Origin of the sequence: Pantoea sp. ICBG 828 (genome assembly GCF_002928355.1) — a bacterium.
Lineage (GTDB): Bacteria > Pseudomonadota > Gammaproteobacteria > Enterobacterales > Enterobacteriaceae > Pantoea > Pantoea dispersa.
Genome location: NZ_POWN01000001.1, coordinates 303854 through 325474, shown reverse-complemented (window position 1 = coordinate 325474; position 21621 = coordinate 303854). Strand labels below are relative to the sequence as shown.

Genomic DNA, 21621 nt, shown 5'->3' with positions numbered 1-21621 from the left:
CATCAGTCCCTGCGATGTCCATACACGCGCGGCTGCGTGTAGTAGTCAATCAGCGGCACGCAGATGTTAGCGAGCAGCACCGCGAAGGCGACGCCATCCGGATAGCCACCGAAGCTGCGAATCAGCCACACCAGCAGGCCAATCAGCGCACCGTAAATCAGCCGGCCACGGTTGGTGGTAGAAGCGGTGACCGGATCGGTGGCAATAAAGAACGCACCGAGCATGGTCGCCCCGGAGAACAGATGCACCAGCGGCGAGTTCAGCGACTGCGGCGCGAACAGCCAGCCGAGCGTGGCGCACAGCGCCAGCGACAGCAGGAAGCTGAACGGGATATGCCAGCGGATGGCGTTCTTCGCCAGCAGCAGCATGCCGCCGAGCAGATAGCCGAGATTGACCCACTGCCAGCCGAGGCCGGCCAGTACGCCGCCGTAAATCGGCTGGGCCAGCAGCTGTTCGGCGCTGTGTCCGGCGCGCAGGCCGGTTTTAAAGGTATCGAGCGGCGTGGCCTGGCTCACGCCATCCACTCCCAGCTGCAACTGCTGCATGGTGTCACCGGCCAGCGTGTGGCCGGTAAAAATCATACTGAGTGAGTCCATCAGGCCAGGTTTAATGGCCTGCAGTACGTCCGGCGGCAGCCAGCTGGTCATCTGCACCGGGAAGGAGATCAGCAGTACCACATAACCGACCATGGCCGGATTGAACGGGTTCTGGCCGAGGCCGCCGTACAGTTGCTTGGCGATAACCACGGCAAATACGGTACCGAGCACCACCAGCCACCACGGCGCCAGCGGCGGCAGGCTGATGCCCAGCAGCAACGCCGTCAGCAGGGCAGAGTTATCCGCCAGCGTCGGCACTACCGGCGCGTGACGCAGGCGCAGAATCGCGCCCTCAGTGATCCATGCGGTAGCGACCGCCAGCAGCACCTGAATCAGGAAACCGATGCCGAAGAAATACCATTGTGCCGCCATGCCGGGCAGCGCGGCCAGCACCACCAGCAGCATGATGTTGCCGGTGCTGCGGCGGTTATGGGTATAAGGCGAACTTGCAATACGAAAAGCCATTTAGTCCTCAGTCGTCGAAGGCTGCTGCTGCGCTTTACGCGCTTTGGCACGGGCGACCGCTGCGGCAATCGCCGCTTTGCGTGGGTCGGCGGAGTCAGGAGAGGCAGCGGCCTCCACTTCAGGGGATGCGGCGGGCGCGTCGGCTGTCTGCTGCGCTGCGGCCGCGGCTTTCTTCGCTTTGGCACGGGCAATCGCCGCTTCAACCGCCGCTTTGCGCGGATCGACCTCAGCCACCGGTGTTTCCGTTGCCGGCTCAGCATCAGCCGGCGTCTGCGCGGCCGCGGCTTTCTTCGCTTTGGCACGCGCAATAGCCGCCTCGACTGCGGCTTTGCGCGGATCGACCTCAGCCGCTGGCGTTTCCGCTGCCGGCTCAGCATCAGCCGGCGTCTGCGCGGCCGCAGCTTTCTTCGCTTTGGCACGCGCAATAGCCGCTTCGACTGCGGCTTTGCGCGGATCGACCTCAGCTGCTGGCGCTTCGGCTGCCGGCTCAGCATCGGCCGGAGTCTGCGCTGCGGCAGCTTTCTTCGCTTTAGCACGCGCAATAGCGGCTTCGACTGCGGCTTTGCGCGGATCGACTTCAGCTGCTGGCGCTTCGGCTGCCGGCTCAGCAGCCGTCGATGCCTGCGCGGCGGCAGCTTTCTTCGCTTTGGCACGCGCAATAGCGGCTTCAACTGCCGCTTTGCGCGGATCGCTTTCTGCGGTCGTGGTGTCAGCGGCTGGCTGTGCCGGCGCGGCCACTTTTTTCGCTTTAGCACGCGCAATGGCGGCTTCCACGGCGGCCTTGCGCGGGTCAATGGCCTGGCGGCTGAGCGGTTCGGTTTCAGCCTGCTTCTCAGCCTGCTGCGCCAGCGCCTGCGCATGGCGCGCTTCGCGTTCGGCGGCTTCCTGTTCCGGCGTCTTCGCCTGACGCGCTTTCACGCGCCCGGTTGCCGCTTCCAGCTCGGCTTTATCGCTGCGCGCTACGCGCTGTTTGGCCTGCTCGTGGCGCGCTTCCCGCGCCAGTTTTTCCCGCTCAAGGCGTGCCTGACGCGCTTCAAAGCGTGCTTTGGCTTCGGCGGTGCGTTTGGCCTCCAGATCGATGGCGCGCAGTTCGGCTTTTTCCTGGCGGTAATACTGCACCAGCGGAATATTGCTGGGACAGACATATGCACAGGCACCGCACTCAATGCAGTCATCAATGTGATGGGCGCGCGCTTTGTCATGATCGCCACCCTGGCTGTACCAGTACAGCTGCTGCGGCAGCAGTTTTGCCGGGCAGGCGTCAGCGCAGGCGCTGCAGCGGATGCAGGACTGTTCTTCCTGCGGTTGCCCCATCTCGCTGGCCGACGGTGCCAGAATACAGTTGGTGATCTTCACCACCGGCACGTTGAGGGACGGCAGGGTAAAGCCCATCAGCGGCCCGCCCATGATCACCATCTGGCGCGCGCCCGGCGTGAAACCGACCTGTTGCAACAGATGGCTTACCGGGGTACCGAGACGACCCCAGACATTACGCGGCCGGGCAATGGCCTCGCCGGTCAGCGTCACCACGCGCTCCGTAATCGGTTCGCCATCGACAATGGCGCGCTTCACCGCCCAGGCGGTGCCGACGTTCTGCATCAGCACGCCAATGTCGGTGGAGCGTCCGCCGTGCGGCACTTCCCGCCCGGTGAGAATTTTGGTCAGCTGTTTGGCACCGCCAGAAGGGTACTTGGTTGGGATCACCCGCAGCTGCAACTCGCGGTCACCGGCCAGCGCCTGTTTCAGCGCGGCAATCGCCTCCGGCTTATTGTCTTCAATGCCAATCAGCACGCGCTCCGCCTGCAGCACCCAGGCGAGGATGCGGCAGCCCTCCAGCACTTCCGCCGCACAATCCTGCATCAGGCGATCGTCCGCCGTGATGTAAGGTTCGCACTCGGCGGCGTTGATGATCAGCGTATTGACGCCGCGCAATCCGCCACGCAGTTTGGTGGCGGTCGGGAAGCCCGCGCCGCCGAGGCCTGCAATACCGGCTTCGTGGATGCGTTTCACCACCGCGTCCCGACCCAGCGCGCGATAGTCCGGCTGCGGATCGAGCGGCATCCAGCGGTCTTCGCCATCGGCGCGCAGGAAAACGCACAGCTCGGACAGGCCGGACGGGTGCGCGGTCATGTGTGGCGCGATGGCTTCAATGGTGCCGGAAGTGGGCGCGTGCACCGGCAGCATCCGGCCGCTGCCAAAGGTCAGCGGCTGGCCGCGCAGCACCTTATCGCCCGGCGCCACACAGATTTCGCCTTCGTGGCCGATATGCTGTTTCAACGGAATAATGAACTGTTCAGGCAGCGGGAGCTGGCTGAGCGGCGTGCCGCTGGACTGGGTTTTCATTTCCGGCGGGTGAATCCCGCCTTCGAAATCCCACAGCTTCTCTTTGCGCAGCAGCGATAACAGATTAAGCATGATGTTCTACCGGGATCACCCGTACAGGTATGGTGTCGAGATCCCACTTCCAGTTGGCCGTGGTGGTGGCAACCGGGCGCATCTCAATACAGTCGGTGGGACAGGGCGCGACGCACAGGTCGCAGCCGGTGCAGACATCGCTCAGCACGGTGTGCATGGCGCGCGTGGCACCGACGATGGCGTCAACCGGGCAGGCCTGAATACATTTGGTGCAGCCAATGCAGTTGGCTTCGTCAATCCACGCCACGGTGCGAACCGGCGTCAGCACCTCCGCGCCGCCGTCCAGCGGCTGCGGTTCAACGTTGAGCAGTTCGGCCAGCTTCAGCATGGTCTGTTCGCCGCCCGGCGCACATTTATTAATGGCTTCACCGTTATTGCCCACCGCATCGGCGTACGGACGGCAGCCGGGATAGCCACACTGGCCGCACTGGCTCTGCGGCAGAATCGCATCGATCTGCTCAACAATCGGGTCTTCTTCTACTTCAAAGCGGCGCGAGGCGTAGCCCAGCAGGGCACCAAACACCAGTGCCAGCGCCGCCAGAACAGCAATAGCAATCCAAATCGCGGTCATATCAGAATTTCACCAGACCGGTAAAGCCCATGAACGCCAGCGCCATCAGGCCAGCGGTGATCAGGGCAATGGAGTTTCCTTTGAACGGTGCCGGCACGTTGGCCAGCACCAGACGTTCACGCATGCCAGCGAACAGCACCATCACCAGCGAAAAGCCGAGTGACGCACTGAAGCCGTACAGCGCCGCCTGCAGGAACGTGTGGTTGAGGTTGACGCTCAGCAGCGGCACGCCCAGCACCGCGCAGTTGGTGGTGATCAGCGGCAAAAAGATACCGAGCAGGCGATACAGCGACGGGCTGGTTTTACGCACCACCATTTCGGTGAACTGCACCACTACCGCAATCACCAGGATATAGGCCATGGTACGCAGGTACACCAGATCGAGCGGCAGCAAAATCAGGTGATTCACCAGCCAGGCGCAAATCGACGCCAGCGTAATGACGAACGTGGTGGCAAGTCCCATGCCAATGGCCGTTTCCAGTTTTTTTGACACGCCCATAAAAGGGCAAAGGCCGAGGAATTTGACCAACACGAAGTTGTTCACCAGCACTGTGCCAATAAAGAGCAGTAAGTAATCGGTCATTTTTTAACCTGGGAAGCCGAAAGGCGTTTATTATCCGGAATTGAGAGGTGCATCTCAACCTTTGCGCGATTCGTGCGCTGGCTGAGAGCACTCAGAATTAAATTCCTGACGAAAAGAGCGTCATCAGGGCTGAATAAAGGTCTGTTTGACCCGCTGTGAGCGTTTGAAGTAGGGCACAAAGACTGCCGCCGAGAGCAGGGCCAGCAGCAGCGTCTGGATCGCTTTCCCATCGGCCACCGGCGTAAAAGCGAAGGTTTTCAGCGCCAGCAATACGGTCATCAGCAGCCAGAGAATGTAGTGACGTGGCAGACGGCGCGAGCGCTGACAAAAGATCCAGCACACCCAGATGCTGTACAGCCACACCGCGGCGGCGGTGAGTAAAGACACCAGCCACTGCGTCATTAAAATACTGGCGTGAGAAAACAGCGTGGTGCGCAGTTCCGTGTCAAACAGCGGCCGCAGATAGAGCGCCACCACCAGCGCGCTGGTCAGCATCGTCATAATCAGCCAGGCCAGCGGCAGCAGCAGCCAGCCGGCAATACGCGGCGGGTTTACCGATTCGGACATGTTATTCATCCTGATGTAAGCAAAAAAGACGAGGCAGAGCGTACCATGTCCAAACGGGTCACGCCCGATTCGGACAGCGCACCAGGGGCAGAAACAGAGATAAGCGCGCTTTACACCACGTAACGCCAGACGGATTTCGGCACACAGCCGAGGTCATACAGACGGCCACCTGAGGCGAGTTCAGCACGGCGGTGATCGGCGGCGCGGTACATATTGATGATCTCGTTATCATCAGTGAGCGAATAATTGAGGTGATCGTAGAGTTTTTCCAGACTCTCAAGATTATTCACTTTACGAAATTTCAGCAGGTAATCGAGCGCAGTCATGATTGCCATAAAAGATAGAGAACGGGGAAGTGCTCAAGTATAGGGAGCACGCGGCCAGAGTCCAGACACCGCGGTTAAAAAAATTCAAAATTCAGACAACGTGCGCTAATTCGCTCATCAAAAGGGACTTTTTTACGCTTTTATCTTTTTTAACGCGCATTTTCCTGCGCGTCAGGCGCGTTTTTGGCCCCGTTAACCGGGGGCTGGTGAGAAAATTTAACAGCTGCCTTAAGCGGTATTCCAGACGCTATTTTTCGCACTTTTGTTGCGCTTATTTTGAAACGCAGCAGACGCTAAAAAGCGATTTATCTGTAACGGGTGACGCACAAGGGTGCAGCTGTGATGAAACGTCAAATCGCAAGTGTGCGAACTATCACAAAACAGAACATTGCCTGCCGCGCGCATGAATAACCATTCTTTACGTGCCCGTTGTAATCGTTTCCAGTGCCTGCGGTCATAACCGCTTCTGTTTATTACAGTTATTTAACCTCCGCTGACATAAAGTTCAGGCGTTTTGTCCATAAGCTGAGTCAGCTGTCTGACACGCTGATACGCGTAACCCCTTTAATTCATTCTGTTTTGTGAGGTGTGTCGCGCTTGTTTTAGCGCAATTGCGCCAGGCTTGAAGCGCGTTTGTACCCCTACAGCACACTCCCTTCAGAGGAATGAAAATTATGTGGAAACGTTTACTCTTGACCACCATGGTCAGCGCCGCACTCAGCACATCGGTTCTGGCTGCCGACATGACGGTGGGCTTCTCGCAGGTCGGTTCTGAATCCGGCTGGCGTTCGGCCGAAACCAACGTGGCAAAAAGTGAAGCGCAAAAGCGCGGTATCACCCTGAAAATTGCCGATGGTCAGCAGAAGCAGGAGAACCAGATCAAAGCGGTGCGCTCGTTTATCGCTCAGGGCGTTGACGCCATTTTTATCGCGCCAGTGGTGCAAACCGGCTGGGAACCGGTGCTGGAAGAGGCCAAAGACGCCAAAATCCCGGTGTTCCTGCTGGACCGCGCCATCGTGGTGAAAGATAAATCGCTGTACATGGCGGTGGTGACGGCCGACAACGTGCTGGAAGGCAAACTGATTGGTGACTGGCTGGTGAAAACCGTCGGTGACAAGCAGTGTAACGTGGTGGAACTGCAGGGTACCGTCGGTGCCAGCGTGGCGATCGACCGTAAGAAAGGCTTTGCCGAAGCCATCGCCGGCCACAACAACATCAAAGTGATTCGCTCGCAGTCCGGTGACTTTACCCGCAGTAAGGGTAAAGAGGTGATGGAGAGCTTTATCAAAGCCGAGAACAATGGCAAAAACATCTGCATGGTGTATGCCCATAACGACGACATGGCGATCGGCGCCATCCAGGCAATTAAAGAAGCCGGCCTGAAGCCGGGCAAAGACATTCTCACCGGTTCGATTGATGGTGTACCGGATATCTACAAAGCGATGCTGGCCGGCGAGGCCAACGCCAACGTTGAGCTGACGCCGGACATGGCCGGCCCGGCGTTTGACGCGCTGGAGAAATTCAAAAAAGACGGCACGCTGCCGCCGAAGATCATCAAAACCGAATCAAAACTGTTCTTACCGGCTGACGCTCAGGCGGAGCTGGATAAGAAAAAAGGCATGGGTTACTGATCCCCGCAACCGCCCTTCGGGGCGGTTTTTATGACGTAAGCGAGGCAGAATCTGATGAGCAGCTACGATGAAACACCCCTGCTGAGCCTCAACGGCATCAGCAAAGGCTTTCCCGGCGTCAAAGCGCTGGATAACGTGTCGTTCAGCATCCGCAAGGGCGAAATTATGGCGCTGCTGGGTGAGAACGGCGCGGGGAAATCGACCCTGATTAAAGTGCTGACCGGCGTCTACACGCGGGATGCCGGCACCATTACCCTCAACGGCGCGGTGATTGCACCGCACAGTACCGCCGATGCGCAGCAGATGGGCATTGGCACCGTTTATCAAGAAGTGAATCTGCTGCCGAATATGTCGGTGGCGGATAACCTCTACATTGGCCGCGAGCCGCGCCGCTTCGGCATGATCGATCGCAAGCGCATGGTGCGCGACGCCGATGCGCTGATGCGCAACTACGGCTTCGCGCTGGATGTGACGCGTCCGCTCGGCCACTACTCGGTGGCGATGCAGCAGATCATTGCGATCTGCCGCGCAGTCGATCTCTCCGCGCAGGTACTGATTCTGGATGAACCAACTGCCAGCCTTGATGCCAGCGAAGTGGAGATGCTGTTTACCCTGATGGCGCAGCTGAAAGCCAAAGGCATGAGTCTGATTTTCGTCACCCACTTTCTCGACCAGGTGTACCGTATTACCGACCGGATTACCGTACTGCGCAACGGCCAGTTTATCGCCACGCGGGACACCGCTACGCTGCCGCAGATTGAGCTGATCAAGCTGATGCTGGGGCGAGAGCTGCTGGAAACCGCACTGCAGCGTCAGGGCAGCACGTTACGCAGCAATCAGCCGGTGGTGTCGTTTGAGGATTACGGCAAGAAAGGCACCATTGAACCGTTCAGCCTGCAGGTACGGCCGGGCGAAGTGGTGGGGCTGGCCGGGCTGCTCGGCTCCGGGCGCACCGAGACCGCCGAGGTGCTGTTTGGCATCCGCCGCGCCGATCGCGGTACCGCCACCATCAAAGGCAAAGTACAGCATATCCGCACGCCGGCCAAAGCCTCGCGTCTCGGCATGGGCTTCTGCCCGGAAGATCGTAAAACTGACGGTATCATCGGCGCGGCCTCGGTGCGGGAAAACATCATTCTGGCGCTGCAGGCGCAGCGTGGCTGGCTGCGGCCGATCAAACGTCGTGAGCAGCAGGCGATAGCCGAGCGTTTTATCAAGAGCCTGGGTATTCGTACGCCGCATGCCGACCAGCCGGTGGAGCTGCTGTCGGGTGGCAACCAGCAGAAGGTGCTGCTGTCACGCTGGCTGGTGACTAAACCACAGTTTCTGATTCTGGATGAGCCGACGCGCGGTATCGACGTGGGTGCCCACGCCGAGATCATTCGGCTGATTGAATCCCTGTGCGCCGACGGACTGGCGCTGCTGGTCATCTCCTCTGAACTGGAAGAGCTGGTGGGCTATGCCGATCGCGTGCTGATTATGCGCGATCTGAAGCAGGTCGCCGAAATTCCGCTGGAGCAGCTGTCGGTGGCGTCGATCGTCAACGCCATCGCGGACGGAGGAGCACAACATGCTTGAATCGCCTATGACACACGAAAAACCGGAACGGCGGAAGCCGAAGCTGCCGCCGGGCATGCCGCAGATCGTCGCGCTGATTCTGGTGCTGCTGATCGACAGCCTGGTGGCGAATAACTTTTTTGCTATTCACATTCAGGACGGGCGGTTATTCGGCAGCCCGATTGACATTCTCAACCGCGCCGCGCCGGTGGCGCTGCTGGCGATTGGTATGACGCTGGTGATCGCCACCGGCGGGATCGATTTGTCGGTGGGCGCGGTAATGGCGATTGCCGGCGCGACGGCGGCGACGCTGACGGTGGCGGGGCACAGCCTGAGTTTTATTATTCTGGCCACGCTCGGCACCGGGCTGCTGTGCGGCCTGTGGAACGGCGTGCTGGTGGCGCTGCTGAAGATTCAGCCGTTTGTCGCCACGCTGATTCTGATGGTGGCCGGGCGCGGCATCGCGCAGCTGATTACCCGGGGACAGATCGTCACCTTTAACAGTGACAGCCTCGCGTGGTTTGGCAGCGGTTCGCTGTGGCTGCTGCCGGTACCGGTGTGGATTACCCTGCTGGTGGCCGTGGCGGTGTGGCTGCTGACGCGCAAAACCGCGCTTGGCCTGTTCATCGAAGCGGTAGGTATCAACCTGCGCGCGGCGCGCAATGCCGGGGTGACCGGCTGGCTGGTGGTGATGTCCACCTATGCCATCAGCGGCGTGTGCGCGGCGGTAGCCGGGCTGATTGTCGCCGCCGATATTCGCGGTGCCGATGCCAATAATGCCGGGTTGTGGCTGGAGCTGGACGCCATTCTGGCGGTGGTGATTGGTGGCGCCTCGCTGATGGGCGGGCGTTTTAACCTGGTGCTGTCGCTGGTTGGCGCGCTGATTATCCAGTCAATGAATACCGGAATACTGCTATCAGGTTTTCCGCCGGAGCTGAACCAGGTGGTGAAAGCGGTGGTGGTGATGTGCGTACTGCTGCTGCAGTCGCCGCGCTTTATCGCCATGCTGAAGGGGAGACGTAAACCATGATCAAGCGTCATTTGCCGTTAATGATTACCCTGCTGGTGTTTGTCGCGGGTTACCTGTTCTGCCTCAGCCAGTTTCCCGGCTTTGCCTCAACGCGGGTGATTTGCAACATCCTCACTGATAATGCGTTTCTCGGCATCATCGCCGTCGGCATGACGTTTGTGATTTTGTCCGGCGGCATCGATCTGTCCGTTGGCGCGGTGATCGCCTTCACCGGCGTGTTTCTGGCGCGCATCATCGGCGACTACCATGTCGACCCGCTGCTGGCCTTTGCGCTGATTCTGGCGGCAGGCGCGCTGTTTGGTGCCATGATGGGCTGGCTGATTGATGCATTAAAAATCCCGGCCTTTATCATCACGCTCGCCGGGATGTTTTTCCTGCGCGGCTGCAGCTATCTGGTGTCGGAGAACTCGATTCCTATCGATCATCCGCTGTATACCACGCTGTCGAGCCTGGCGTGGAAAATTCCGGGCGGCGGACGTCTCAGCCTGCTGGCGGTGATTATGCTGGTGGTGGTGGCGGGGGGCATTCTGCTGGCGCACCGTACGCGCTTCGGTAATCAGGTGTATGCCATTGGCGGCAATCTGACATCGGCTCAGCTGATGGGCGTGTCGACGCGTGCCACCACGATTAAGATTTATATGCTGTCGACCACGCTGGCGACGCTGGCAGGCATCGTATTTTCCATTTACACCTCGGCCGGCTACGCGCTGGCCGGGCTGGGCGTCGAGCTGGATGCCATTGCTTCGGTGGTGATTGGCGGTACGCTGCTGTCGGGGGGCGTCGGTACGGTGCTGGGCACGCTGTTCGGGGTGCTGATTCAGGGGTTGATTCAGACATGGATTAACTTCGACGGCACGCTGAGTTCCTGGTGGACCAAAATCGCCATCGGTATTCTGCTGTTTGCCTTCATTGCGCTGCAGCGTCTGCTGACAGTGATGTGGGACCGCCAGCAGAACGCGCCGGTTAAGCGTTTAACGTCTTAGTCGTCATCGCATGTGTGTGTTAAAAGGTGCGCAAACTGGCGCACCTTTTTTTATGCACAGATTCGTGGATGTTGGGTGGGGTTGCTGTTTTAGCGCTCAGAGTCGTGAAAGTTTGGTGGGGTTGCTGTTAATTGGGTGCCAGGCCCCACAAAGGCTAGCCCGATCGCAAAGAAACCCCGCATCCATGCCGATCGGCCGCGCCATCCCTGGCGCGGACGCTTTGCTATTCGGGCTGGTCTTGATGGGGCAAGTGGGACTGTCATTGCTGTAGTCAGTACGACGCTTAATGGCTGATGCAAATTCGGCTCCGGTAAAAGCGCAACCAACCTGCATTAAGGAGATCAAGGCGGCCGGGGCGACAGGGAGGTATTCACGCCGGCTTTACGTAACGCCTGCCGTTGTTGACTGGACCGCAGTTTCGCCATAAAAAAAGCCGCGATACCCTCGCGGCTTGCTTCAACATTTCAGGCTATTAACGTTTCAGGCGGTAGTACGCATCGTTCCAGCGCAGCGCATCTTTGAAGGCCGGCAGGCGCGTCTCGTCATCAATCACCAGCACTTCAATGCCGTGCAGTTCGCCGTACAGGTACATATCCTCTACATCCAGCGCCTGGCTGAACACCGTATGGTGTGCGCCGCCCGCCAGGATCCACGCTTCAGAAGCGGTGGCCAGCGACGGCTGCGCGCGCCACAGCGCACGTGCCACCGGCAGCTTCGGCAGCGCCTGCGGCTGTTCAATGGTATCGACCACGTTGACCAGCAGACGGAAGCGATCGCCCATGTCGATGACGCTGGCGTTCACCGCGCGGCCCGCCGGCGTCGAGAAAATCAGACGCGCCGGATCGGCTTTACCGCCAATGCCGAGGAACTGCACATCAATCAGCGGCTTCTGCTCTTTGGCGATCGACGGGCACACTTCCAGCATGTGCGAGCCCAGTACCAGCTCGTTGCCCGGCGCGAAGTGGTAGGTGTAATCCTCCATAAACGAGGTGCCGCCGGCGCGCGTGCCGGCCTGCACTTTCAGGATGTGCAGCAGCGCGGCGGTTTTCCAGTCGCCTTCACCAGCGAAACCGTAGCCCTGAGCCATCAGGCGCTGAACCGCCAGACCGGGCAACTGGGTCATACCGTGCAGCGTCTGGAAATTGGTGGTAAAGGCTTTACAGCCTTCGCTATCGAGGAAGCGCTTCAGGCCCAGTTCGATGCGTGCGGCATCCAGCACATTCTGCCGCTTGTCGCCGTTTACCGACGCCGCTGCGCTGAACAGATACTGGCTCTCATATTCGTCGACCAGCGCGTTGACATCACCATCGCTGACGCTGTTTACCACCTCAACCAGATCGCCGACGCCCCAGCCGTTAACCGCATAGCCAAACTGGATCTGCGCTGCCACTTTATCGCCTTCGGTGACCGCCACTTCGCGCATATTGTCACCGAAGCGCGCCACTTTCAGCTGCTGGCTGGCCTGCTTCGCCAGCGCGGCATTGATCCAGCGCGCGATACGCTGCTGGCTGGTTTTATCCTGCCAGTGACCGGTCACTACGCTGTGCTGCAGACCCATGCGCGCGCCAATGAAGCCGAACTCACGGCCGCCGTGCGCGGTCTGGTTCAGGTTCATGAAGTCCATGTCCATGCTGTCCCACGGAATTTCCGCATTGAACTGGGTGTGAAACTGCAGCAGCGGCTTATGCAAAATACTCAGTCCGCCAATCCACATTTTTGCCGGCGAAAAGGTATGCAGCCAGGTAATGATACCGACGCACTGGCTGTCGTGATTGGCCTCGCGGCACAGCGCCAGCGCTTCATCCGGTGATTTCACCAGCGGCTTCAGCTCAAGCGGCACCGGCAGCGTACCGGCCTGGTTGAGGCCGTCCATCACCTGGCGCGCATGCTGCTCAACCTGGCGCAGGGTTTCCGCTCCGTAGAGATGCTGTGTACCAATCACAAACCAGACTTTCTGTTCCATTCCTCGCTCCTTTACTTAGCGGATGCGGCGCGCGCGGCGTACTGCGGTTCAGCCGCCTGGCACCAGTGTTGATAACGTTGATAAAGCTGCTGATAAGTCGCCACGCGCTGGCTGTCCGGCTGCAGGGTGACGGCAATCGGACTGGCCATCACCTGCTGCGCCGCCGGCACATCGGGGTAAACGCCGGCGGCAACGGCGGCAAAAATCGCCGCGCCCAGCGCGCAGCACTCATCGGAAGCGACAATGTCCAGCGGCCGGTTCATCACATCGCAGCAGGCCTGCATGATGGCAGGGGATTTGCGCGCAATGCCGCCGAGCGTCAGGATGTTCTGCACCGGAATCTGCTGCTGCTCGAAGCACTCCATGATGGCGCGTGCGCCAAAGGCGGTGGCGGCAATCAGGCCACCGAACAGCGCCGGCGCATCGGTGCCGAGGTTGAGGTCGGTAATCACGCCTTTCAGGCGCTGGTTGGCGTCCGGCGTGCGGCGACCGTTAAACCAGTCCAGCACCACCGGCAGGTGATCGAGTTGCGGATTTGCCGCCCAGGCGTCGGTCAGCTGGCGGATCAAATCCTGCTGCAGCGCGGCCAGCTGCGGCTGTAATTCAGGATGGCGCTGCGCCGCCTGCTGCAAAGGCCAGCCGAGCAGGCGACTGAACCAGGCATAGATGTCGCCGAACGCCGATTGTCCGGCTTCACAGCCGATGGCGCCCGGCATTACGCTGCCGTCGACCTGACCGCAGATGCCTTTGATCGCGCGATCGCCCACCTGTTCGCTATCGGCGATCAGGATGTCGCAGGTCGAGGTGCCGATGACTTTCACCAGCGTGAACGGCTGTGCGCCAGCGCCAACCGCGCCCATGTGGCAGTCAAAGGCGCCACCGGACAGCACCACCTGTTCTGACAGCCCAAGGCGCTGCGCCCATTCGCCCGACAGCGTGCCGACCGGCACATCGGCGGTAAAAGTATCGCTGAACAGCGGCGAATCGAGCTGTTCCACCAGCATGGGGTCGAGCGCGCGAAAGAACGCCGCCGGCGGTAAACCCTGCCACTCCGGATGCCACAATGATTTGTGCCCGGCGGCGCAGCGTCCGCGCCGCAGTTCGGCCGGTGCGGTGGTGCCGCTCAGCAGCGCGGGCACCCAGTCGCACAGCTCTACCCACGACACCGCCGCCTCTCGCACCGCGGCATCGGCACGCGATACGTGCAAAATTTTGGCCCAGAACCATTCGGAGGAGTAAACGCCGCCGATGTAGCGGGTATAGTCGGTGAACTGGCCGCTGCGGCACAGGCGGTTGATCTCTTCGGCTTCTTCAATGGCGGTGTGATCTTTCCACAGCACAAACATAGCGTTGGGATTGCTGGCGAATTCCGGACGCAGCGCGAGGACGTTGCCGTCGCGATCGATGGGGGCCGGCGTCGAGCCGGTAGAATCGACGCCAATACCCACCACCGCGGCGCGCTGCGCCGGACTTAACGCCTGCACCACGCTGACGATCGCCTGTTCCAGCGCATCAATATAATCCTGAGGATGATGACGAAAGCGGTTGGCATGGGCATCGCAGAATTCACCCTTTGCCCAGCGCGGATAGTTGACCACCGCCTTTTCCAGCTCTTTACCGCTGTGGCACTCCACGGCCAGCGCTCGTACCGAGTCACTGCCGAAATCCAGCCCAATTGTTATGGCACCCGCGCTCATCGGGATTCTCCTGTGTGAGTTGTCTCGCTCTATCCTGGAATGGGGAGCGGGCGGCGGTTAGTCATCAGCGGCTGAGAATATGCACTTTTCTGTCATCGGCGGGGTTGTGTGATCGACAGCAAAAGTTAATGTCCGGTTAATTTTGCTGAATATATGGAGGATTTAGTCATCGTTTTGGGATGTGATACCGCTCTACATTTTTCCGCGCTTTTCCCGCTACAACTAGCCCAGCGTTTGCACAGCCTTTGTACAACCTTTGAGCTAACGCGCTGATTTTGCGCTGTACCCGAACGTGAAATCTGATTGGTAGCGTTTACACCGATTCGTTGATAACAGCGATAAAACACCATTGTGCCGGAGAGCATCATGCATAAATTCACTAAAGCACTGGCGGCCGCAGGCCTCGCCGCGCTTATGTCACAATCCGCTATCGCCGAGACCATGAAGCTCGGTTTTCTCGTCAAACAGCCGGAGGAACCCTGGTTCCAGACCGAGTGGAAATTCGCCGATAAGGCCGGCAAAGATCTCGGCTTTGAAGTGATCAAAATTGCCGTGCCGGACGGTGAAAAAACCCTGAACGCTATCGATAGCCTGGCGGCGAGCGGCGCCAAAGGCTTTGTCATCTGTACCCCGGATCCCAAGCTGGGCTCAGCCATCGTCGCCAAAGCACGCAGCTATGACCTGAAAGTGATTGCCGTGGATGACCAGTTTGTCACCGCCAAAGGCAAGCCAATGGATACCGTACCGCTGGTGATGATGGCAGCGACCAAAATCGGCGAGCGTCAGGGCCAGGAGCTGTACAAAGAGATGCAGAAACGCGGCTGGGATGTGAAGCAAACCGCCGTGATGGCGATTACTGCTAACGAACTGGATACCGCGCGCCGCCGCACCGGTGGCTCGATGGCCGCGCTGAAAGCCGCCGGCTTCCCGGAGAAGCAGATTTATCAGGTGCCGACCAAATCCAACGATATCCCGGGCGCGTTTGACGCCGGTAACTCGCTGCTGGTGCAGCATCCGGAAGTGAAGCACTGGCTGATTGTCGGCATGAACGATAACACCGTGCTGGGCGGCGTGCGCGCAACCGAAGGCCAGGGCTTCAAGGCGCCGGACGTGATCGGCATCGGTATCAACGGCGTGGACGCGGTAAGCGAGCTGTCGAAGGGCGCGCCAACCGGCTTCTACGGTTCCCTGCTGCCGAGCCCGGACGTGCACGGCTATAAGAGCAGCGAAATGCTCTACAACTGGGTGACCAAAGGCCAGGAGCCAGCGAAATTCACCGAAGTGACCGACGTGGTGCTGATCACCCGCGACAACTTCAAAACCGAGCTGGCGAAGAAAGGGCTGATGTAAGTCGGTTTTAAGCCGTCCTCAATGTGATGTTAATTAACAGGCAGCCGGCATAGTTCGTGCTTTAGCAAGGCGGCAGGCACGTTTATCCCCGGGAGCTTACTGAGGTCAGTGACCGGGGTAAATGTGCGCAGCCAACGCCGCTACGGTGTGAAACATGGAGGCTCAGGAGTTCCCATGAACACGGATCCAGCATTTCTGTCATTTCATGGCATCAGCAAAACCTTCCCTGGCGTGAAAGCGCTGCAGGATATCTCTTTTCAGTGCCGCGCCGGTGAAGTGCACGCGCTGATGGGAGAAAACGGCGCGGGCAAATCCACGCTGCTGAAAATCCTCAGCGGCAGCTATCAGCCTAGCGGCGGCGAAATCCGCATCAAAGGCGCAGCGAAAAGCTTCAGCAATACCGTTGAGGCGCTGGATGCCGGCGTGGCGATCATTTACCAGGAGCTGCATCTGGTACCGGAAATGAGCGTGGCGGAGAACATCTATCTTGGCCAGCTGCCGCACAAGCGCGGGCTGGTTAACCGCAAGCTGCTGCGCTACGAAGCCGGTCTGCAGCTGAAAAATCTTGGCATGGATATCGACCCCGACATGCCGCTGAAATACCTGTCGCTCGGTCAGTGGCAGATGGTCGAAATCGCCAAAGCGCTGGCGCGCAACGCGCGCATCATCGCCTTTGATGAGCCGACCAGTTCGCTGTCGGCGCGCGAAATTGAGCATCTGTTCCGCGTAATTCGCCAGCTGCGCGAGCAGGGCCGGGTGGTGCTGTACGTGTCGCATCGCATGGAAGAAATTTTCGCGCTAAGCGATGCCATTACCGTGTTTAAGGATGGGCGCTACGTGCGCACCTTCACGGACATGGCCAATACCCACCATGACGATCTGGTGGAGGCGATGGTCGGACGCAACCTCGGAGATATCTATGGCTACGCGCCACGTGAGCTGGGCCCCGTGCGTCTGCAGCTGGACAAGGTGGAAGCGAAAGGCGTGCGGATGCCGATATCGCTGACGGTGCGCGCCGGAGAAATTGTCGGTCTGTTTGGACTGGTCGGTGCCGGCCGCAGCGAACTGATGAAAGGGCTGTTTGGTGCCACCCGGCTGCGCGCAGGCACGGTCACGCTGGACGGTAAGCAGCTCAACATCCGCGAACCGATTGATGCCATCCGCGCCGGCATCATGCTGTGCCCGGAAGATCGCAAAGCCGAAGGCATCATCCCGGTGCACTCGGTGCGCGAGAACATCAATATCAGCGCGCGCCGCCACAACCTGAGTGCCGGCTGTCTGATCAAGCCGGGCTGGGAAGCGAAAAACGCGGACCACCACATTCGCTCGCTGAACATCAAAACGCCGGGTGCGCATCAGCTGATCATGAATCTGTCCGGTGGCAACCAGCAGAAGGCAATTCTGGGCCGCTGGCTGTCGGAGGAGATGAACGTGATCCTGCTCGACGAACCGACGCGCGGCATTGATGTCGGCGCCAAACATGAAATCTATAACCTGATTTATCAGCTGGCGAACAAAGGGATCGCGGTGCTGTTTGCTTCCAGCGATCTGCCCGAAGTGATGGGACTGGCCGACCGCATCGTGGTGATGCGCGAAGGTGAGATTGCCGGTGAACTGCCCCACGACGCCGCCACGGAGCAGCTGACGCTGAGCCTGGCCATGCCGAAAACCACTCAAGCGGCCGCCGTGGCCTGAGGTAAAGGAGAGTAAAAATGGCTTCATCTACCACGTCCAATACGCCACCGGTGCAGCGCAGTGGCCTGCAGCTCGGGCGCATCTGGGACAACTTCGGCATGCTGGTGGTGTTTGCGCTGCTGTTTATCGTCTGCGCCATCTTCGTGCCTAATTTTGGCACCTTTATCAACATGAAAGGGCTGGGCCTGGCGATGTCGATGTCCGGCATGGTGGCGTGCGGCATGCTGTTCTGCCTCGCCTCCGGCGATTTCGACCTGTCGGTGGCGTCGGTGATTGCCTGCGCTGGCGTCGTCACCGCCGTGGTAATCAACATGACCGAAAGCCTGTGGATCGGCGTCGCCGCCGGCCTGCTGCTCGGTATGGCCACCGGTTTCGTTAACGGCTTCGTGATTGCGCGCCTCAAAATTAACGCGCTGATCACCACGCTGGCGACCATGCAGATTGTGCGCGGCCTGGCCTATATCTTCTCCGACGGTAAAGCGGTGGGGATTGAGGATGAGCGCTTTTTCACCCTCGGCTACGCCAACTGGCTGGGCGTGCCGGCACCGATCTGGCTGACCATCGCCACCATGATCGTGTTTGGTTTCCTGCTGAACAAAACCACCTTTGGCCGCAACACGCTGGCGATTGGTGGCAACGAGGAAGCGGCGCGGCTGGCCGGGGTGCCGGTGGTGCGCACGCGCATCATCATCTTTATCCTTTCCGGGCTGGTATCAGCAGCCGCCGGCATTATCCTGGCTTCGCGCATGACCAGCGGTCAGCCGATGACCTCGCTCGGCTATGAGCTCATCGTTATCTCCGCCTGCGTGCTGGGTGGCGTGTCGCTGAAGGGCGGTATCGGCAAGATTTCCTACGTGGTCGCCGGGGTGTTGATTCTGGGTACCGTCGAGAATGCGATGAATTTATTGAATATCTCGCCATTCTCACAGTATGTGGTGCGCGGTTTGATACTGTTAGCGGCGGTGATCTTTGACCGTTACAAACAGAAAAGCAGAACCGCCTGATCCCGCGGGCGCAGCCGCAACGCTGCGCCCCAACGTCACGCGAACCGGGAGATCCTTATGTACCACCGCGAAGCGCCGAGTGAACAGCAAAATCCTTTACTGCCGGGCTATCCGTTTAACGCCTGGCTGGTGGCCGGGCTGACGCCGATCAACGCCGGCGATCAGCTCGATTTTTTTATCGATCGCCCGCACGGCATGAAAGGTTACATCCTCAATCTGACCATCAAAGGTCAGGGACGGGTGTTTGACGGAGCGTCAGCGTTTGACTGCGAGCCGGGCGACCTGCTGCTGTTTCAGCCGAAAACGCCGCACTATTATGGCCGCGCGCCGGACAGTCCGTGCTGGCATCATCGCTGGGTCTATTTCCGTCCGCGCGCCTACTGGACCGACTGGCTGCAGTGGCAGGATCAGAACCAGGGCGTTGGCCGGCTGCGGTTGCCGGATGCGCTGCGCGCCGAATTTGACCGCCTGTTTGCCAGCATCGAACAGACGCATAATTCCGGACGCCGCTTCGCCGAAGAGCTGGCGATGAATCTGCTGGAACGCCTGCTGCTGCGTGCGGTAGAAGAGGATCCGCGCAGCCATCAGCAAATTCGCGATCCGCGCGTGATTGAAGCCTGCCAGTACGTCACCAATCATCTGGCCAGCGAGGTGAAAATCGAGGAAGTGGCGCGCCACGTCTGTCTGTCGCCGTCGCGTCTGGCCCACCTGTTCCGCGAGCAGATGGGAATCAACCTGTTGCGCTGGCGCGAAGATCAGCGGGTGATCCGCGCCAAGCTGCTGCTGCAAACCACTCAGGAACCGATCGCCTCGGTGGGGCGCGAGGTCGGCTACGACGACCAGCTCTACTTCTCGCGCGTGTTCCGCAAGCGGGTGGGCGTCAGTCCGAGCGATTTCCGCCGCCGCAGTCAGGATGCGCACGACGCACTGGTGGCCCAGGAGAGTTGGCAACCGGCACGGAGTGCGATCTCCTGAGCTTTCAGGTGATTCCGCCTTGTTCTTACTGACTGATTCGTCTTAAATCAGTCAGGTCACGAACAAGAGGAATGAGAATGAGCGATAAACTACGTGTCGGCCTGATTGGCTACGGATTTGCCAGCAAAACCTTCCATGCGCCGCTGATCGCCGGTACGCCAGACGTTGAGCTGGCCGCGATCTCCAGCAGCGATGCCAGTAAAGTGCACGCTGACTGGCCGTCGGTGCAGGTGGTGGCCGATCCTCAGGCACTGCTGGATGACCCGACGCTGCACCTGATTGTAATTCCTACCCCGAACGACACCCATTTCCCGCTCGCCAAAGCGGCACTCAATGCCGGCAAGCATGTGGTAGTCGACAAACCGTTCACCGTGACACTGTCACAGGCGCGTGAGCTCGACCAGCTGGCCAAAGCCAAAGGGCTGCTGCTTTCAGTGTTCCACAACCGCCGCTGGGACAGCGATTTCCTGACGCTGAAAACGCTGCTGAACGACGGCACGCTGGGCGAGGTGCGCTATCTGGAGTCGCACTTTGACCGCTTCCGTCCGGAAGTGCGTCAGCGCTGGCGCGAAATGAAAGGCCCGGGCAGCGGGATCTGGTTCGACCTTGGACCGCACGTGCTGGACCAGGCGTTGCAGCTGTTTGGACCGCCGGTGGCGATCAACGTCGACATGGCTGAACTGCGTCCCGGCGCGCAAACCACCGATTACTTCCACGCGGTGCTGACTTATCCCACCCGGCGCGTGGTGCTGCACGCCAGCATGCTGGTGGCGGCGGAATCGGCGCGTTTTGTGGTGCACGGCACGCGCGGCAGCTACGTTAAGTACGGGCTCGATCCGCAGGAGGATCGTCTGAAAGCGGGTGAACGTCCGCCGCGTGAAGAGTGGGGCTACGACATGCGCAACGGCACGCTGACGCTGGCCGAGGGCGACGTGATGGTGGAGAAAGAGCTGCTGACGCTGCCGGGGAACTATCCGGCCTATTATGCGGCGATCCGCGACGCCATTGCCGGTAACGGTGCTAACCCGGTTACGGCGGAAGAGGCGATTCAGGTGATGGAGCTGATTGAGCTTGGCCTGCAGTCGGCGGAGAAACGCCAGACCCTGTCCCTGAAGTAAACCGGGCGGCGTTATCGCCAGCCGATCAACAAGGAGCGCAATCTGCGCTCCTTTTTTATGGCTTATGCCGCCACGCGCTGGCGCAGCGCGGCTTTCTCCGCCTCGGTTAAAAAGGCGATGGCAATACCATTTTCCTGCGCCTGACGGATCTCGGTGGCGCTCAGGCCCGCCTGCGGTGCAGCGACCTCATATTCATGCGCCAGCTCAATGCCCTGTACCGCCGGATCGTCAGTGTTGATGGTTGCCAGAATGCCATGCTGCAGGAACGCCTTCAGCGGATGGCTGGCCAGCGAGGCTACGGTACTGGTCTGAATGTTCGACGTCAGGCAGGATTCAATGCCAATGCGCTGTTCGGCGAGGAAATCCATCAGCGCGCGGTCTTCAATCGCTTTGACACCGTGACCGATGCGCTCAGCGCCCAGCTCGCGGATCGCCTGCCAGATGCTCTCCGGTCCGGCGGCTTCACCGGCATGCACGGTGATGCGGAATCCGGCATCGCGGGCGCGGTTAAAATGGCTAAGGAATTCGCTGCCCGGGAAGCCCAGTTCGTCACCGGCCAGATCGACCGCGGTGATGCCGTCGCGGTGTGCCAGCAGACCTTCCAGCTCGCGCAGGCAGGCTTCTTCGCCGAAGGTGCGGCTCATGATGCCAATCAGCTTCACATCAACGCCGTACTGCTGCACGCCCGCGCGCACGCCATCAATCACCGCTTCCACCACGCCAGCAATCGGCAGGTGATGGTTCATCGCCATGTAGCCCGGTGAGAAGCGCAGCTCAGCGTAATGGATACCGGCCTGCGCGGCGTCAGCGACGTTTTCCAGCGCAATGCGGCGGCAGGCGTCGAGATCGCCCAGCACTTTGACGCCCCAGTCAAGCTTCTGCAGGAAGCTCACCAGGTCCGGCTGGTTGGCGGTCACCTGCACGTGTGGACGCAGCGTATCCAGCGTATCGGCGGGCAGCGCAAGATTGAACTGACGACCTAAATCAAGGATGGTCTGGGCGCGGATATTGCCATCGAGGTGGCGGTGAAGGTCGGTGAGGGGAAGTTTCGCATCAATCATGTCGCACTCGCTGAATTAACGTAAAGTGCAGACCATT

Annotated in this window: 18 protein-coding genes; 9 read left to right on the top strand and 9 right to left on the bottom strand. The window is 60.0% G+C overall.

From position 1 onward, the window contains the following. Positions 1–2: 2 nt before the first annotated feature. The 6 genes from rsxD to ydgT all read right to left on the bottom strand — a co-directional run bounded on the left by rsxD (position 3) and on the right by ydgT (position 5523). Positions 3–1061 carry an electron transport complex subunit RsxD gene (rsxD, locus tag C1Y43_RS01470; RefSeq protein WP_058769716.1) on the bottom strand — a complete coding sequence of 353 codons (1059 nt, stop codon included), beginning with the start codon at positions 1059–1061 and terminating at the stop codon, positions 3–5. Then, positions 1062–3476, bottom strand: coding sequence for an electron transport complex subunit RsxC (gene rsxC / locus C1Y43_RS01465; RefSeq protein ID WP_104186761.1), 2415 nt, complete (start codon positions 3474–3476; stop codon positions 1062–1064). Further along, positions 3469–4047 carry an electron transport complex subunit RsxB gene (gene rsxB / locus C1Y43_RS01460; RefSeq protein WP_021506189.1) on the bottom strand — a complete coding sequence of 193 codons (579 nt, stop codon included), beginning with the start codon at positions 4045–4047 and terminating at the stop codon, positions 3469–3471. Before rsxB ends, rsxC begins: the two co-directional genes overlap by 8 nt. A gap of 1 nt (position 4048) precedes the next feature. Further along, positions 4049–4630, bottom strand: coding sequence for an electron transport complex subunit RsxA (gene rsxA / locus C1Y43_RS01455; protein ID WP_010618951.1), 582 nt, complete (start codon positions 4628–4630; stop codon positions 4049–4051). A 123-nt stretch (positions 4631–4753) separates the two neighbouring features. Then, complete coding sequence (locus tag C1Y43_RS01445) at positions 4754–5197, bottom strand: DUF2569 domain-containing protein (RefSeq protein WP_058758460.1); 444 nt, start codon at positions 5195–5197, stop codon at positions 4754–4756. Between the two features lie 110 nt (positions 5198–5307). Further along, entirely contained in the window at positions 5308–5523 is a 216-nt protein-coding gene (gene ydgT, locus C1Y43_RS01440; protein WP_010618950.1) for a transcription modulator YdgT, read from the bottom strand. Positions 5524–6197: 674 nt separating this feature from the next. On the opposite strand from ydgT, the gene ytfQ reads away from it, so the two are divergent. The 4 genes from ytfQ to yjfF are packed head-to-tail and all read left to right on the top strand — an operon-like array spanning position 6198 to position 10721. Further along, positions 6198–7154 (top strand): galactofuranose ABC transporter, galactofuranose-binding protein YtfQ, encoded by a 957-nt coding sequence (gene ytfQ / locus C1Y43_RS01435; RefSeq protein ID WP_021506185.1) that lies wholly within the window; start codon positions 6198–6200, stop codon positions 7152–7154. A gap of 54 nt (positions 7155–7208) precedes the next feature. Continuing rightward, positions 7209–8729 (top strand): sugar ABC transporter ATP-binding protein, encoded by a 1521-nt coding sequence (locus C1Y43_RS01430; RefSeq protein ID WP_058774750.1) that lies wholly within the window; start codon positions 7209–7211, stop codon positions 8727–8729. Next, positions 8722–9738 (top strand): galactofuranose ABC transporter, ATP-binding protein YtfT, encoded by a 1017-nt coding sequence (ytfT, locus tag C1Y43_RS01425; RefSeq protein WP_104186758.1) that lies wholly within the window; start codon positions 8722–8724, stop codon positions 9736–9738. Before C1Y43_RS01430 ends, ytfT begins: the two co-directional genes overlap by 8 nt. After that, on the top strand, positions 9735–10721 hold the full coding sequence (gene yjfF, locus C1Y43_RS01420) for a galactofuranose ABC transporter, permease protein YjfF (RefSeq protein WP_021506182.1): 987 nt from the start codon (positions 9735–9737) through the stop codon (positions 10719–10721). Before ytfT ends, yjfF begins: the two co-directional genes overlap by 4 nt. Before the next feature lie 472 nt (positions 10722–11193). On the opposite strand, the gene araA is transcribed toward yjfF, so the two are convergent. Both araA and C1Y43_RS01410 read right to left on the bottom strand, forming a co-directional pair. Then, positions 11194–12684 (bottom strand): L-arabinose isomerase, encoded by a 1491-nt coding sequence (araA, locus tag C1Y43_RS01415; protein WP_104186756.1) that lies wholly within the window; start codon positions 12682–12684, stop codon positions 11194–11196. A gap of 11 nt (positions 12685–12695) precedes the next feature. Next, on the bottom strand, positions 12696–14381 hold the full coding sequence (locus C1Y43_RS01410; RefSeq protein ID WP_104186754.1) for a ribulokinase: 1686 nt from the start codon (positions 14379–14381) through the stop codon (positions 12696–12698). Between the two features lie 366 nt (positions 14382–14747). Here C1Y43_RS01410 and C1Y43_RS01405 point away from each other — a divergent pair, with 366 nt between their 5' ends. The 5 genes from C1Y43_RS01405 (at position 14748) to C1Y43_RS01380 (ending at position 20523) form a co-directional block, all read left to right on the top strand. Continuing rightward, positions 14748–15731 (top strand): arabinose ABC transporter substrate-binding protein, encoded by a 984-nt coding sequence (locus C1Y43_RS01405; RefSeq protein ID WP_021506179.1) that lies wholly within the window; start codon positions 14748–14750, stop codon positions 15729–15731. A 174-nt stretch (positions 15732–15905) separates the two neighbouring features. After that, the gene (gene araG / locus C1Y43_RS01395; RefSeq protein ID WP_104186753.1) at positions 15906–17426 is read left to right on the top strand and encodes an L-arabinose ABC transporter ATP-binding protein AraG; all 1521 of its coding nucleotides are present in this window, start codon (positions 15906–15908) and stop codon (positions 17424–17426) included. Between the two features lie 17 nt (positions 17427–17443). Continuing rightward, positions 17444–18430: an L-arabinose ABC transporter permease AraH gene (gene araH / locus C1Y43_RS01390; RefSeq protein ID WP_021506177.1), complete on the top strand. Its 987-nt coding sequence runs from the start codon at positions 17444–17446 to the stop codon at positions 18428–18430. Between the two features lie 57 nt (positions 18431–18487). Continuing rightward, positions 18488–19405, top strand: coding sequence for an arabinose operon transcriptional regulator AraC (araC, locus tag C1Y43_RS01385; protein ID WP_021506176.1), 918 nt, complete (start codon positions 18488–18490; stop codon positions 19403–19405). A 77-nt stretch (positions 19406–19482) separates the two neighbouring features. Beyond that, the gene (locus tag C1Y43_RS01380; protein WP_021506175.1) at positions 19483–20523 is read left to right on the top strand and encodes an oxidoreductase; all 1041 of its coding nucleotides are present in this window, start codon (positions 19483–19485) and stop codon (positions 20521–20523) included. Positions 20524–20585: 62 nt separating this feature from the next. Here C1Y43_RS01380 and add read toward each other — a convergent pair whose 3' ends face one another. Then, positions 20586–21584, bottom strand: coding sequence for an adenosine deaminase (gene add / locus C1Y43_RS01375; protein ID WP_104186751.1), 999 nt, complete (start codon positions 21582–21584; stop codon positions 20586–20588). Between the last annotated feature and the right edge of the window lie 37 nt (positions 21585–21621).